The sequence below is a fragment of the uncultured Friedmanniella sp. genome (assembly GCF_964244005.1).
Taxonomy (GTDB): Bacteria; Actinomycetota; Actinomycetes; order Propionibacteriales; family Propionibacteriaceae; genus Microlunatus.
On the sequence record NZ_CAXTHG010000001.1, the window covers coordinates 136,812 to 151,298 of the forward strand.

13 protein-coding genes are annotated in these 14,487 nt (G+C 70.7%); 1 reads left to right on the top strand and 12 read right to left on the bottom strand.

Annotated elements, in window-relative coordinates:
* Nucleotides 1–3 precede the first annotated feature (3 nt).
* Nucleotides 4–399 carry a universal stress protein gene (locus tag ACFE76_RS00635; protein WP_375429794.1) on the top strand — a complete coding sequence of 132 codons (396 nt, stop codon included), beginning with the start codon at nt 4–6 and terminating at the stop codon, nt 397–399.
* Nucleotides 400–446: 47 nt separating this feature from the next.
* Here ACFE76_RS00635 and ACFE76_RS00640 read toward each other — a convergent pair whose 3' ends face one another.
* From ACFE76_RS00640 to tsaE, 12 genes are all read right to left on the bottom strand, one after another.
* Nucleotides 447–1,565 carry a GuaB3 family IMP dehydrogenase-related protein gene (locus ACFE76_RS00640; RefSeq protein WP_375429795.1) on the bottom strand — a complete coding sequence of 373 codons (1,119 nt, stop codon included), beginning with the start codon at nt 1,563–1,565 and terminating at the stop codon, nt 447–449.
* Between the two features lie 184 nt (nt 1,566–1,749).
* The gene (gene guaB / locus ACFE76_RS00645; RefSeq protein ID WP_375429796.1) at nt 1,750–3,237 is read right to left on the bottom strand and encodes an IMP dehydrogenase; all 1,488 of its coding nucleotides are present in this window, start codon (nt 3,235–3,237) and stop codon (nt 1,750–1,752) included.
* Nucleotides 3,238–3,352: 115 nt separating this feature from the next.
* Nucleotides 3,353–3,994: a sigma-70 family RNA polymerase sigma factor gene (locus ACFE76_RS00650; RefSeq protein ID WP_375429797.1), complete on the bottom strand. Its 642-nt coding sequence runs from the start codon at nt 3,992–3,994 to the stop codon at nt 3,353–3,355.
* A 266-nt stretch (nt 3,995–4,260) separates the two neighbouring features.
* Nucleotides 4,261–5,874, bottom strand: a complete 1,614-nt coding sequence (gene groL, locus ACFE76_RS00655; protein WP_375429798.1) for a chaperonin GroEL — start codon at nt 5,872–5,874, stop codon at nt 4,261–4,263.
* Nucleotides 5,875–5,904: 30 nt separating this feature from the next.
* Complete coding sequence (gene groES, locus ACFE76_RS00660) at nt 5,905–6,201, bottom strand: co-chaperone GroES (RefSeq protein ID WP_091414381.1); 297 nt, start codon at nt 6,199–6,201, stop codon at nt 5,905–5,907.
* A gap of 215 nt (nt 6,202–6,416) precedes the next feature.
* Nucleotides 6,417–7,928, bottom strand: a complete 1,512-nt coding sequence (locus ACFE76_RS00665) for a metallophosphoesterase (RefSeq protein ID WP_375429799.1) — start codon at nt 7,926–7,928, stop codon at nt 6,417–6,419.
* Nucleotides 7,929–8,060: 132 nt separating this feature from the next.
* Complete coding sequence (locus ACFE76_RS00670; RefSeq protein WP_375429800.1) at nt 8,061–9,461, bottom strand: metallophosphoesterase; 1,401 nt, start codon at nt 9,459–9,461, stop codon at nt 8,061–8,063.
* A gap of 222 nt (nt 9,462–9,683) precedes the next feature.
* Nucleotides 9,684–10,883, bottom strand: coding sequence for a methyltransferase domain-containing protein (locus tag ACFE76_RS00675; protein WP_375429801.1), 1,200 nt, complete (start codon nt 10,881–10,883; stop codon nt 9,684–9,686).
* A gap of 19 nt (nt 10,884–10,902) precedes the next feature.
* Entirely contained in the window at nt 10,903–11,943 is a 1,041-nt protein-coding gene (gene tsaD, locus ACFE76_RS00680) for a tRNA (adenosine(37)-N6)-threonylcarbamoyltransferase complex transferase subunit TsaD (protein WP_375429802.1), read from the bottom strand.
* On the bottom strand, nt 11,940–12,467 hold the full coding sequence (locus tag ACFE76_RS00685) for a GNAT family N-acetyltransferase (protein ID WP_375429803.1): 528 nt from the start codon (nt 12,465–12,467) through the stop codon (nt 11,940–11,942). Before ACFE76_RS00685 ends, tsaD begins: the two co-directional genes overlap by 4 nt.
* Nucleotides 12,464–13,168 (bottom strand): tRNA (adenosine(37)-N6)-threonylcarbamoyltransferase complex dimerization subunit type 1 TsaB, encoded by a 705-nt coding sequence (gene tsaB / locus ACFE76_RS00690; protein WP_375429804.1) that lies wholly within the window; start codon nt 13,166–13,168, stop codon nt 12,464–12,466. The genes ACFE76_RS00685 and tsaB overlap by 4 nt, the downstream gene beginning before the upstream one ends.
* Entirely contained in the window at nt 13,161–14,117 is a 957-nt protein-coding gene (tsaE, locus tag ACFE76_RS00695) for a tRNA (adenosine(37)-N6)-threonylcarbamoyltransferase complex ATPase subunit type 1 TsaE (protein ID WP_375429805.1), read from the bottom strand. Before tsaE ends, tsaB begins: the two co-directional genes overlap by 8 nt.
* Nucleotides 14,118–14,487: the final 370 nt, after the last annotated feature.

The window sequence follows — 14,487 nt, forward strand, 5'->3', positions numbered from 1 at the left end:
CCGATGAACATCGTCACGGGGTACATTCCCACGCCGGAGGGCATCGCTGCCGTCGACTACGCCATCGAGCAGGCCAAGGGCGCCGGGGCCGTGCTGACCGTGGTCAACACCGGTAAGGCGGGTGACTACTCCGACCCGGTGTTCGCCTCGGGCCCCGACCTCGACGCTCTCGCCGCCCAGCTCGACGCTGCCGGGGTCACGCACACGATCGTCCAGCCGACCGACGGCAGCACGGCCGACGAGAGCATCCTCGCCGCCGCCCGCGAGGTCGGAGCCGACTTGATCGTGATCGGCATCCGGCGACGCTCAGCCGTCGGCAAGCTGATCACCGGCAGCACCGCCCAGGCCGTGCTGCTCGGCGCCGACTGCCCCGTCGTCGCGGTCAAGCCCCGGCACTAACGGCGTCCGGAGCTCGTCGACGGGCCGCGGATGGCCGCACTGGAGGGTCAGACCGCTGCGCCGCCGCCGACGACGATGTCGACGCGCTGGAACTCCTTGATGTCGGTGTAGCCCGTGGTGGCCATGGCCTTGCGGAGGGCACCGGCGAGGTTCATCGTCCCGTCGCCGACGGTGGCCGGGCCGAGCAGGATCTGTTCCAGGGTGCCGACCGTCTCGTAGTGCGCGCGTTCGCCGCGCGGCAGGGTGGAGTGCCAGGCCTCGGGTCCCCAGTGGAACCCACGACCGGGCGCCTCCTCAGCCTTGGCGAGCGGCGAGCCCACCATCACGGCGTCGGCGCCGCAGGCGATCGCCTTGGCGATGTCACCGGAACGGTTGACCGACCCGTCGGCGATGACGTGCACGTAGCGGCCGCCCGACTCGTCCAGGTAGTCCCGTCGCGCGGCGGCGACGTCGGCAACGGCCGAGGCCATCGGGACGGCGATGCCGAGTACCGAGCGGGTCGTGTCCGCCGCTCCTCCGCCGAAGCCGACCAGGACGCCGGCCGCCCCGGTCCGCATCAGGTGCAGCCCGGCCTGGTAGGTCGCGCAGCCGCCGACGATGACGGGTACGTCGAGGTCGTAGATGAACTGCTTGAGGTTGAGCGGCTCGGTCGCGCTCGAGACGTGTTCCGCCGAGACGGTGGTGCCGCGGATGACGAAGAAGTCGACCCCGGAGTCGACGACGACCTTGGCGTACGCCTGGGTGTTCTGCGGCGAGAGCGCCCCGGCCGCAGGCACCCCGGCGGCGCGGATCTCGGCCACCCGCTGGCCGATCAGCTCCGGTTGGATCGGCTCGGCGTAGATCTGCTGCATCCGCCGGGTGGCCTCGACCGGGTCCTCGATCGAGGCGATCTCTTCCAGGCAGGCGATCGGGTCCGCGTAGCGGGTCCACAGGCCCTCGAGGTTGAGCACCCCGAGCCCGCCGAGCCGCCCGACGGCGATCGCGGTGGCCGGTGACATCACCGAGTCCATCGGCGCGGCGACCATCGGGAAGGCGAACGTCTGGGCATCGATCCGCCACGACATCGACACCTCCTCCTCACCGCGCGTCCGCCGCGACGGCACGATGGTGATGTCGTCAAACGCAAACGCCTGCTGCGCCCTCTTGGACAAACCGATGTCGAACATGCACAGAACCCTAGTGGCCAAACCTGGCCACAGGCGGCTGCGCACGCGGGGCGAGTGGGCACGTCGAAGCGCTGTGAAGGCCGCGGCCGATCCGGCCTGCACGACGAAACGGATCGACATGCTTTTCCGTCGATCCGTGAGGAGGAAGGTCGGATCTTCAGGCCGCGGTCAAGCAGCGTGCAGATTACCCAGAGTAATTGGGCGCCTCTACCGTCATCTGGATGTCGTGGGGGTGGGACTCGCGCAGGCCGGCGGAGGTGATCCGGACGAAGGAGCCGCGTTCCTGCAGCTCGGGGACGGTGGCGGCGCCGGTGTAGAACATCGACTGCCGGAGTCCGCCGACCAGCTGGTAGGCGACGGCGGCGAGCGGACCGCGGAAGGGCACCTGGCCCTCGATCCCTTCGGCGATCAGCTGGGAGTCGGAGGTGACGTCGCCCTGGAAGTAGCGGTCCTTGGAGTAGGAGGTGCTGCGTCCCCTCGAGGCCATGGCGCCGAGCGAGCCCATCCCGCGGTAGGTCTTGAACTGCTTGCCGTTGAGGAAGATCAGGTCGCCCGGGCTCTCCTCGCAGCCGGCGAGCAACGAGCCGAGCATCACGGTGTCGGCGCCGGCGACGAGTGCCTTGGCGATGTCGCCGGAATACTGGAGGCCGCCGTCGCCGATCAGCGGGACACCGGCCGGTCGGCAGGCGCGCGAGGCGTTGTGGATGGCCGTCACCTGAGGCACGCCCACGCCGGCCACCACCCGGGTGGTGCAGATGGAGCCGGGTCCGACGCCGACCTTGACGCCGTCGGCGCCCGCCTCGACCAGGGCTTTGGCGCCGGCGTAGGTGGCGACGTTGCCGCCGACCACGTCGACGTGGGCGACGGCCGGGTCGCCCTTGAGCCGGCGGACCATGTCGATCACGCCCTGGGAGTGGCCGTGGGCGGTGTCGACGACCAGCAGGTCGACGCCCTCCTCGACGAGCGCCATCGCCCGCTTCCACGCGTCGCCGAAGAAGCCGACCGCCGCCCCGACCCGTAGCCGGCCCTGGTCGTCCTTGGACGCGTCGGGATACTGGTCAGACTTGACGAAGTCCTTGAGGGTGATCAGGCCCTTGAGCCGGTTCTGGGCGTCGACCAGCGGCAGCTTTTCGATCTTGTGCTGCGCGAGCAGTCGCATCGCGTCCTCACCGCTGATCCCGACCTGACCCGTGACCAGGGGCATCCGGGTCATCACGTCGCCGACCAGCCGGGCGGGGTCGCTCTCGAAGCGCATGTCGCGGTTGGTGACGATGCCGAGCAGCGTCAGGTCGCGGTCGACCACCGGGACGCCGGAGATCCGGAACCGGCCGCACATCGCGTCGGCCTCACCGATCGTGGCCTCGGGCGAGATGGTGATCGGCTCGTCGATCATCCCAGCCTCGGACCGCTTGACCACGTCGACCTGGTGGGCCTGGTCCTCGATGGAGAGGTTGCGGTGGATGATGCCGAGCCCGCCGTGCCGGGCGATGGCGACCGCCATCCGGGCCTCGGTGACGGTGTCCATCGGCGAGGAGACCAGCGGCACCTTGACGGTGATCCGCTTGGACACACGCGACTCCGTCTTCACCTGGGAAGGGATGATGTCGCTCTCCGCCGGCTGCAGCAGCACGTCGTCGAACGTCAGCCCGAGGGTGGCGAAGGGTTCAGGCACTCCAGCGCCACTGAGACCAGGAACAGAGGACACAGCCGGGGCCTTTCACGCGTACATCAAGAGGAGGCCCTCATCGTAGCCGGGCCACGCGAGGGCACCAGACGGCGACGACCGCTCAGTAGCCGACGGCGAGCTTGAGGATCGGGGGCGCCTCCACCGCGGGCCGGATCAGGCCTGCGAAGAGCTCGCGGTGCTCGTCGGAGTCCTCGATCAGCTGCCGCAGCTTGACCACGCCACGGTGCTGCGCGACCCGGACGGCGTTGGCGGTCATCCCCAGCTGAGCGCCGACCACGTCGGCGGCGAAGCCGCTGGCGCGCAGCAGCAGCACCTGACGGGTCTTGTCCGGCAGCCGGGCCAGCAGCTCGTTCGTCGCCTGAAGGCTGACGGAGGAGACGACCCGCTCTTCGGGGGTCGGGGAAGGTTCGGTCTGGTCGGGGAACTCATCGACGAGCACGGCCGAACGGCTATAGCTGCGCTGGGCGTCGGCCACCTTGTTGGCGGCGATGGCGTAGACGAACGCGGCAAACGGTGCACCCTGGCTCTCGTAGCGCGGCAGCACCTTGAGCACGGCGACGCAGGTCTCCTGCGCCACGTCGTCGGCAGCCTCGAGGCCGCCGGCGTAGGTACCCAGCCGCGAGCGGCAGTAGGCCAGCACCATCGGCCGGACGGCCGCGATGAGCGCGTGCACCGCGTCTGGATCACCGGCCTGAGCCTCGGCCACGAGCTCGGAGTCGAACTGGTTGGAATCAGCGGACATCGTGTTCTTCACCCCCTGTTGTCCCCGAGTGAAGGTCCTGCTCCCTGCCGCTACGTGCTTTCGACTCGCATTCCGGTGGCCCGGTCGTCCCCGCGATGTCGATCGCCCGCTGCAGCAGTTGCTCGCGAAGCGTATCGCCTCCAGGTGACAGCTTCAGCCGAACGGGGAACTTTCCTCCACGCCCGAGCGCGGACGCGTAGGAACGACGGAACGGGGGCCCTTCCGGGCTGGAAGGGCCCCCGTCGCGTCCAAGAAGCGAGCCGTGGTCAGTGCGAGTGACTGTGCCCGGCCGCAGCCGGCTCGTCCTCTTCCGGCTTCTCCACCACGAGAGTCTCGGTGGTGAGCAGCAGGGAGGCGATCGACGCGGCGTTGGCCAGCGCGGAACGCGTGACCTTGACCGGGTCGATGACGCCAGCGGCGATCAGGTCGCCGTACTCACCGGTGGCGGCGTTGTAGCCGCTGCCCGGCTTCAGCTCGGCGACCTTGGCGGTGACGACGTAGCCAGGCTCGCCACCGTTCTCGGCGATCCAGCGCAGCGGCTCGACGGCCGCCTTGCGGACGATCGAGACCCCGGTCTTCTCGTCACCGGTCAGTCCGAGGTCGCCCTTGAGCGCCTCGACCGCGTGGATGAGGGCAGAGCCGCCACCGGCGACGATGCCTTCTTCGATCGCGGCGCGGGTCGCGGAGACCGCGTCCTCGATCCGGTGCTTCTTCTCCTTGAGCTCGACCTCGGTGGCCGCGCCGACCTTGATCACGCAGACGCCGCCGGCGAGCTTGGCGACCCGCTCCTGCAGCTTCTCGCGGTCCCAGTCGGAGTCGGTGCGCTCGATCTCGGCCTGCAGCTGAGCCACGCGGGCCTTGACCTCGTCCGCGCTGCCGGAGCCGTCCACGATGGTGGTGTTGTCCTTCGTCACCACGATCCGACGGGCCCGACCCAGGATCTCCAGGCCGACAGCATCGAGCTTGAGCCCGACCTCGGGGGACACGACCTGACCACCGGTCAGGGTCGCGATGTCCTCCAGCATGGCCTTGCGGCGGTCACCGAACGCCGGGGCCTTGACGGCCACGGAGGTGAAGGTGCCGCGGATCTTGTTCACCACGAGGGTGGAGAGCGCCTCGCCGTCGACGTCCTCGGCCACGATGAAGAGCGTGCCGGAGGCGCCGATGACCTTCTCGAGCAGCGGCAGCAGCTCGGTCATCGAGGAGATCTTGCCTGAGTTGATGAGGATGTAGGGATCGTCCAGGACGGCCTCCATCCGCTCAGCGTCGGTCACGAAGTACGGCGAGAGGTAGCCCTTGTCGAACTGCATGCCCTCGGTGAACTCGAGCTCGGTGCCCATCGTGTTGGACTCGTCGACGGTGATGACGCCGTCCTTGCCGACCTTGTCGAACGCGTCGGCGATGAGCTCACCGATCACCTCGTCACGGGCGGAGATGGTGGCCACGCTGGCCATGTCGGAGGTGGTCTGGACCTCGCGAGCGTTCTCGCGAAGCCGCTCCACCACCGCGGCCACGGCCTTGTCGATGCCCCGCTTGAGGCTGATCGGGCTGGCCCCGGACGCGACGGCCTTGAGGCCCTCGTGCACCAGCGCCTGAGCCAGGACGGTCGCGGTCGTCGTGCCGTCACCGGCGACGTCGTTGGTCTTGGTGGCGACCTCCTTGGCGAGCTGAGCGCCGAGGTTCTCGTACGGGTCGTCCAGCTCGACGTCACGGGCGACGGTCACACCGTCGTTCGTGATCGTGGGCGCACCCCACTTCTTGTCGAGCACCACGTAGCGGCCCTTCGGGCCGAGCGTGACCTTCACGGTGTTCGCGAGGATGTCGACGCCGCGCTCGAGAGAGCGGCGGGCCTCCTCGTCGAACTGAAGGATCTTTGCCATAGGTGTGTGTCCTTTGAGGCTGAGGGAGGGTTACTTCGAGACGACGGCGAGGATGTCGCGGGCGTTGAGGAGCAGGAGCTCCTTGCCGTCGTACTTGACCTCGGTGCCGCCGTACTTGCTGAAGATGACGACGTCGCCCTCGGCGACATCGAGCGGGACACGGTTGCCGTTGTCGTCGACGCGGCCGGGTCCGGTCGCGATGACCTTGCCCTCCTGCGGCTTCTCCTTGGCGGTGTCGGGGATGACCAGGCCGGAGGCGGTGGTCTGCTCGGCTTCGAGCGGCTGAACGAGGATGCGGTCCTCGAGCGGCTTGATCGTGGTTGCCACGTTCAAACCCCTTTCACGAGTATGGGATGTGCGGTTGGCAGGCGGTCAAGATGTCGTCGCGGTGCCATCTCGGCCATTGGCACACTCCAGGGGAGAGTGCCAGTTTTGACATTAGCACTCACCCCGAACGAGTGCCAGCAGGCACCCGACCACCACCGTCCCCCGCGAGCGAGGAGGAAGACAGGGTCTCGGGGCCTGACCGAGCGCGAGCAGGATTACTTGACGAGGGTGACGCCGGTGAGGGTCTGGCTGTACTCGGTCCAGGTCTTGCCGGTGTACGGGGCGTAGATCCGGGTCTTGACCGTTCCGGCGGCGGTGTCGACGTCGAACATCCGCACCGGGTTGGTGGTGCCGTCGTGCATCGTGGTCAGGAACGAGTAGATCTTGTTGCCGTTCCTGCCCGTGTCGACGCGCGCCTTCTCGGCCAGACCCACGTGGCCGGAGAAGACCATCTTGACGTTGGGGTACTGGCTGACCAGCTGGTCGTAGAGCTGCCGACCGCTGGTGTCGCCGTAGCCCTGGTTGCTCGAGTCGATGTCCCCGTTGCCGTTGAGGTAGCTGTGGGTGGCGATGAGCACGTTGTGGTCCGGGTGGGCGGCCACGACCTGCTTGGCCCAGGTGACCGCGCCCGGCCGGGCGCAGAACTCCAGGCTGAGCACCAGCCACTGGTAACCGCCGGCGGAGTAGGTGCTGTAGACGTTGTCAATCTTGTTCTTCTCGTACGCCCCAGCCACTCCGCCGAAGTCGCTGGCCTTGAAGTAGGAGTTGAACGTCGAGGTGTCGCGCTGCAGCTGGTAGGTGTTGCTGGGGTCCCGCGCGCTGCCGCCCACACCCGTGGCCTCGGTGTCGTGATTGCCGATGGCGACGGTGTAGGGGATGCCCGCCTTGTGCAGGACGTCCATCGACTTCTTCGCGATGGCCATCTGTGAGTGGTCGGGGGTGTCCCAGTTGACCATGTCACCGGTGTGGGCGACGAAGGAGACCTTCTGCTTGACCAGCCAGTTCGCGCGGTTGACCATCCGCGTGTCGGTGCCGGAGAGCACCTCGAGCTGGGTGTCAGGCATCACGGCGAAGCTGAACGTGCTGCCGGTGCTGGGCGAGGGTGTCGGCTCGGGCTCGGGAGCCGGGGCCGGCGCCGGGCTCGAGGTGGCCGGCGCGGCGTAGAAGGCGACGTTCTCGTACGTCCAACCAGCGGCGACCAGAGCGGCCCTGTCGGCGTCGGTGGTCACCAGCCGGTGCTTGCCGTCCTTGCGGTAGCGCTGGACGGGCTGCAGGCAGTCCGCCTTCACCGCCGAGGCGTAGAAGGAGATGCCCTGGTCGACGTAGCCGTACTTCTGGGTGGCGGAGACCAGCTCGGTGGTGGACTTGGTCGCGAGGTAGTCACCGGTTGCCGGCCGGTACATCCGGTGCACCGGCACCAGTCCGGTGCCCGAGCTGGACGCGGCCAGGAACGCCGTGCCTTGGTCGGTGAAGCCGTAGCTGACCGCCTTGGTCGCCTCACCAGCCGACCGGGTGACGAGGCTGACCGCCGTGGTGGGGTTGACGACGCGGTAGACGGGCTCGCTGAACGCCGAGCAGCTGGGCGCGGTGGCCGCCGCCACGGTGGCCAGCGACAGCACGAGGCCGGCGGTCACCAGCAGGCCAGCGGTGCCGAGCACGCAACCGGAGCGCAGCCGGCGGCGCGGGCTGGACGCCACGGTCGGGTGGAGACGATGGTCGAACGACATGAAGATCGGGCTCCTCGTAGGTGCGCCCCCCCGGGCGACTCCGGCTGATCCTAGTGCTAGATCACGGAACGATAAAAGGCCCATAACAAAACGATCACGTTTCGGCCTCGAACGGGGAGTAGACGAGCGAGCTCAGCGGAGCCACTTCAGGCCGGTGACCCGGCCCGAGTAGCCCGCGCCGGTATAGGTGTGCTTGGTCCACGGCGCGTAGACCCAGGTCCGCATCGACCTGGTCGAGGTGTTGATGGTGAGGAACCGCATCGGGTTGGTGGTGGCGGAGTGCACGGCGAGCAGGTAGGAGTCGACCCGGTTGCCGTGGACCCCGCGGTCGACACGGTGCTTCGCCTGGCCGGTGTGGCCGGAGAAGACGAGCCGGATGTTGGCGTACCGCGAGATCAGGTTGTCGTAGAGGTAGGTCCCGCTGGTGTCGCCGTAGCCGCCGCGGCCGGAGTAGATCTTTCCCGAGGACGTCAGGTAGGAGTGGGTCAGCACGATCACGTTGTGCTTCGGGTGCGAGGCGACGACCTGCTGGGCCCAGCGGACGGCCGACTTGCGCGGCCAGAGCTCCAGGTTCAGGACCAGCCAGCTCGCGCCGCCGGCGGTGAAGACGTGGTAGGTGTTGTCGATCTTGCCGGCCTCGAAGGCTCCTTCCTGGTCGAGCGGACCGGGGTTGAGGTAGCGGTTGAACGTCGCCGTGGTGCGGAAGAGCTGCCGCGTCTTGGCGGCGTCGCAGGCACTGCCGCCGGGACAGGTCGCCCGGGTGTCGTGGTTGCCGATGCTCAGCGACAGCGGGATCCCGGCCGTCTCCAACGGCTTGAGCCCAGCAGCGGCCCGCCGGTACTGGGCGTGGTCGCCGGTGTCCCAGTTGACGACGTCACCGGTGTGGCTGACGTAGCGCAGGTCGAGCTTGCGGCGCTGCTGCACCAGGTAGTTCGCGCGGTTGCGCAGCCGGCCGTCGCCGTCGCTCAGCACCTCCTGCTGCGTGTCGGGCATCACGGCGATCGTGAAGGTCGGGTCGACGGGTGCCTTGGCCAGGTAGAAGCGCAGCTTCTGCTTCTTCCAGCCGGCCGCCACGAGGGCCGCCTTGTCGGCCGCACTGGTGACGTAGCGGTGCCGGGTGCCGTGGCGATAGCTCCAGACGGCCACGAGGCAGCTGCGGGGGACCACACTGGCGTGGAAGACGGTGCCCTGGTCGAGGTAGCCGAGGGTGGTGACCAGCCGTCTGATCTCGGTCGGGGAGGTGCTGTAGAAGAAGTCGCCACCGCGGCTGGGCCGCCAGAGCCGGTGCACCGCGACCAGACCGGTGCCGCCGTCCGAGGCCGCCCGTACGGACGCGTCGCGGACCGAGGTGAAGCCCAGCGACACCGTCGCGGCCGACTGGCCCCTGGACAGCGTCAGCGAGTTGGTCTGCGTGACCGGGTGGACCCGCTCGAGCACCGTCGTGTCGAACGAGGCACAGGTCGGGGTGGCCGCGCTCGCGGTCGGGGCGGGGCCCAGCAGCGCCAGCACCGGGGCCGCCAGGGATCCGGTCACGAGGGCGACGACCGCCCGTCGTCGGCGAGCAGGGGGCCGTGAAGCCTGTTGGGGCTGGGTGCACACGTCGGTCTCCGCTTCGTGGCCTCACTGGGTGGGGATGTGCTGGCAGCGTAGTGTGCGATTGAGGGCTCAACCGCTCCCGAAGACTGATCCTGGGCGGGGGGCGTGAGCGGACTCACACCCTCGAACGGCAAGTGCAACGTGTCGTTCGTCTGGTTGTTACCTGCGCTCGACGACCAGCGCCACTGCGCCGGCAGGGGTCCGCGAGAGCACCAGGGTGGCCGCGGCCGAACCGTGGCGGCCGAGCCGCCGCCGCAGCTCGGCGGGGTCGACGTCGAGCCCCCGCTTCTTGATCTCCAACGTGCCCACCTCGTGGTCGCGCAGCCACCGGCGCAGGGCCTTGCGGTCGTACGGCAGCACCTCCCGTACCGCGAAGGCGACCGCGAACGGGCTCGACACCAGCGTGTCACCGGTGAGGTAGGCGATCTGCGGGTCGAGCAACCAGGCGCCGAGACGGTCGGCGAGCATCCCGAGACCGCGCGCCCGGATCACCGCGCCGTCCGGCTCGTACAGGTACTGACCGACCGGTCCCACGGGTAGGGCCGGCTCGGGTCGCCCCGGGAGAGGCCGGGTCACGGCGAGCCGGTCGTCCGGCAGCAGCAGCGCCGCGTCCACCCCCGGCTGCGCGCCGGCGCCGGCCCAGAGCGCGACCTCGACCGTCTCCGAACCCGCCGTCACCCACTCGGCCTCGACCGCCGGAGGCACCAGGCTGTGCGGCAGGGCCGGTCCCAGCTTGACCCCGGCCACCCGGTCACCGGCCAGCAGACCGGTGACGAAGTCCCAGCCGGGGGTGAAGTCGGCCACCCGCCACAGCCGTCCCCGGTCCGTACGCCGGGCGGGGTCGCAGAAGGCCGCGACGCCAGGCTCGAGCAGGTCGGCGGCCACCTCCTCGGCGTCGGCACAGACCACCTCCGCCCTCCCGGCCAGGTTGGCCCGGGCGACGGCGGCGGTGTCGGGGTCCCGCTCGACCGCGACCACCTCCAGCCCGGCCCGGACGAAGGCGAGAGCGTCCGTCCCGATCCCGCAGCCGAGGTCGACCACCCGCCGGGCGCCGGCCCCGCGGAACCGGGCGGCGTGATGGTCGGCGACCGCCGGCCGGGTCGCCTGCTCCAGACCGGCACGGGTGAAGAACATCGTGTCGGCGTCGGCGCCGAACTTCGCCCGCGCGCGAGCCCGCAGCGACGCCTGGTGCAGAGCGGCCGCGGCCAGGTCGGGCCCGTACGCCGTCCGCAGCCGGCCCGCGGCGCCGAGGCCGTCCGGGTCGGCTTCGGCCATGGCCGCGGCCAGCGCCTCCGGGGTCAAGCCGAACGGGAGGACGGGAGCGGGCCCGGTCCCAGACGTTGGCCCCAACAGTGACACAGCGTCATTCTGCGCTGCCTCAGACGAGGATGCGGCCGACCGGCAGCGAGGAGTCGGCGCCGATGTCCAGCGCCGACGGTGGGCGGCCGGCGGTGACGACCTCCGAGCCGAGGACGGCGATCATCGCTCCGTTGTCGGTGCACAGCCCCGGCCGCGGCGTCCGCAGCTCGATGCCGTCCGCGGCGGTGCGCTCGGCCAGCAGCGACCGCAGCCGCGAGTTGGCCGCGACGCCGCCGCCGATCAGCAGCGAGCGCGTCTCGGTCGCCAGGCAGGCGTCCACGGCCTTGGCGGTGAGCACGTCACAGACGGCCTCCTGGAAGCTCGCGGCGACGTCGGCCAGCGGCACGTCCTCGCCATCGCGCTCGCGGGCCTCGACCCACCGGGCGACCGCGGTCTTGAGCCCGGAGAAGGAGAAGTCGAAGCGGTGCCGCTCGGCGTCCTTGGCCGCGGTCAGCCCGCGCGGGAAGGCGATCGCCTTCGGGTCGCCGGTCGCGGCCCGGTCGATCACCGGACCGCCGGGATAGGGCAGGCCGAGGACGCGGGCGACCTTGTCGTAGGCCTCCCCCGCGGCGTCGTCGATGGTGGAGCCGAGCTCGGTGATGGAAGTGGCGACGTCGGGGATGTGCAGCAGCGAGGTGTGCCCGCCGGAGACCAGCAGAGCCACGCAGGGTGAGGGCAGCGGACCGTGCTCCAGCAGGTCGACCGCGACGTGCCCGGCCAGGTGGTTGACCCCGTACAGGGGCTCGTTCAGCGCCAGCGCCAGGGCCTTGGCGCTGGCCAGACCCACCACCAGGGCGCCCATCAGCCCCGGTCCGGCCGTGACGGCGATGCCGTCGAGCTCGGTGAGGTCGACGTCGGCGGCGGCGCAGGCGCGCTCCAGGGTCGGCACCATCGCCTCCAGGTGGGCGCGGCTGGCCACCTCGGGCACCACCCCGCCGAACCGGACGTGCTCCTCCACGCTGGAGGCCACCTCGTTCGCCAAGAGCTCGTGGCCGCGGACGATGCCCACGCCGGTCTCGTCGCAGGACGACTCGATGCCCAGGATGAGTGGCCCGGTCACTGGTCCGCCTCGTTCCAGCGGGCGAGCTCGCGCTCGGCGGCGGCGTACCGCGCGGGCCATTCGGGGAGGTCGTAGAGCTTGAGGATCAGGGCGTGCTGACCCGGACCGTAGTAGTCGGGTCGGGCGCGCAGCTGCTCGAAGCCGATCCTTTGATAGAGGGCGATCGCCGGCTCGTTGGCGTAGCCGACCTCGAGCATCACCGCGAGCGCGCCCGCGTGCCGGACAGCCTCCAGACCGGCCCGGACGAGCGCTGACCCGATGCCGCTGCGCCGGCGACCGGAAGCGACGACGAGCCGGTGCAGGTCGGCCAGCTCGCCGGTGGTGCGCAGGGCGATGACCCCGGCCACCTGCTCAAGGCGAGCCAGCAGCACCGTACGGCCAGATCCCGCGAGCTCGCCGGCCCAGCTGCGCTCGCTCCACTGCTCGGCCTCGGCGAAGCCCGTCCGCTCCAGGGCCAGGATGGCCGGCAGGTCGTCGTGGCGGGCGACCGTGATGGTGGTCGCGGACGTCTCGCTCGTCGTCACGAACGTCCCCGGTCCGCCGGGCGGCGGGCGGCGGCCGACGCGGGCAGCAGCACCGACTTGCGCCGGGTCGGCTCGGTGGCGTCCGGCCGACGCAGGTAGAGCGGGGTACGGCCGGCGTCGAGCAGCTCAGGACCGCGGACGGCCATCACGCCCGGGTCGAGCGTGCGCGGTCCGAGCACGGCCTGCAGGTGGTCGGGGTAGAGGTCGGCACCCGGCCCGATCGTGGGCAGCGGCGGCACCTCGGCGGCGGGACTGACGTGCGGTCCGTCGACCCGAACCCCCCGACGGTCGTAGCGGGCCCAGTAGACCTCGCGTCGGCGGGCGTCGGTCGCCACGACGAAATCCGCGGGCGGTTCGGTGTGCTCGGCGACCAGCTGGGCGGCCAGCACGTCCAGCGTGCAGACGCCGCGCCACGGGAGGTGGAGCGCCGAGGCGAGCATCAGGGCGGTGGCGATGCCGACCCGCAGCCCGGTGAACGGGCCAGGGCCGAGGCCGGCCACGACGAGGTCGAGGTCGGCCGGGACAACTCCGGCGGCGTCCAGGCAGCGGTGGACCATCGGGGTCAGCTGTTCGGCGTGCGCCATCCGGTCGGCCAGGGTGGCCACCTGCAGCACGGTGCCGCCGCGGGCCAGTCCGACGGCCACGGTGGTGGCGGTGTCGACGGCGAGCACGAGCAGTCCGTCGGCCGAGGGCTCAGGCACGGGTGTCTCCCGCAAGCACGGACAGGTCGACGGCGTCCCAGCGCGGTCCGACGCCCCGCAGGGCCACCAGCCGGGTGTCGGCGCCGGTGTCGGCGTCCGGACGGGCCACGATCTCGAGCTCGAGCCGGTCGACCGCGAGACCTTCGGCGAGCCCGGCGCCCCATTCCACCAGGGTGACGGCGTCGGGCAGGGTGGCGTCGAGGTCGAGGTCGTCGAGCTCGTCCGGCCCGGACAGCCGGTAGGCGTCGACGTGCACGAGGCTCGGGCCGCCGTCCTGTGACGGGTGGATCCGAGAGATCACGAAGGTCGGCGAGATGACCGGACCCTCAGTCCCCAGGCCGCGACCCACGCCCTGAGCAAGGGTCGTCTTGCCCGCCCCGAGCTCGCCGGTGGCGATGACCAGGTCACCGGGCCGGAGCAGTCCGGCCAGCCGCTCCCCCAGCTGGTGCATGTCCTCGGCCGTGGCCACGGTGAGCACGGTGGGCAGCGGTTTGGCGAGGACGACCCCGTACGGGCCGGGCCGGTCGATGACGTAGCCGCGGTGCTGCCAGTAGGCGATCAGGTCGGCGAACTCGCCGCGGGCGAACAGCTCCACCCGGTCGTACCCGGCCCGGGCGGCGACCTCCTCGGCGGCCGCGACCATCGCCGAGGCGATGCCGTGCCGCTGGAAGTCAGGGTGCACCGAGACCCGTCGGAAGGTGGCCACGCGGGCGTCCGTACCGTCGGCGACGACGAGGATCGCGCCGGCCGGTCGTCCGTTCACCTCGGCGTAGACGCCGGCACCCGAGGCGAGCTGCGCGGCCACCGTCGCGGCCGTCTCCTCGCTGGCGGTGGACGGCGGGTCGAGCGCCGGACGGGCCCCGAAGGCGGCGTGGATGACGTCGACCATCCCGGCGGCGTCGTCCTGCGAAGCCACCGAGACGACCAGATCCACCACCGAGACGCTCACCGTCGGACGATCCTACGGGCCGAGTCGTCAGGCTCGCCGACCGAGGGCGAGTCTCGCCTGTGGACAGCGGCACGAGGAGCCGCCGCGGACCCTATCGTGACTGCCGCCGGCCTGCGGTGCGCCCACGCAGGGTCGACCTTGAGGCCGCGGCAGGTGCTCGACGATCGCTCCTGCGAACGCCGCTGACGGGTCGATCGCGACCACCTCGACCCGACGCTGGCCGCTGAGGCGATACAGCTGGCCCGAGGGTCACAGCTCGACCGCGACGAGGGTGCTGCGGGCCCGTGAGCGAGGCCGCCCGACCCCGCTGACTGGGCGTGACAGATCTACGGCCAGACCCACCCCCGCCCCAGGTTGAAACTGCTAGCGT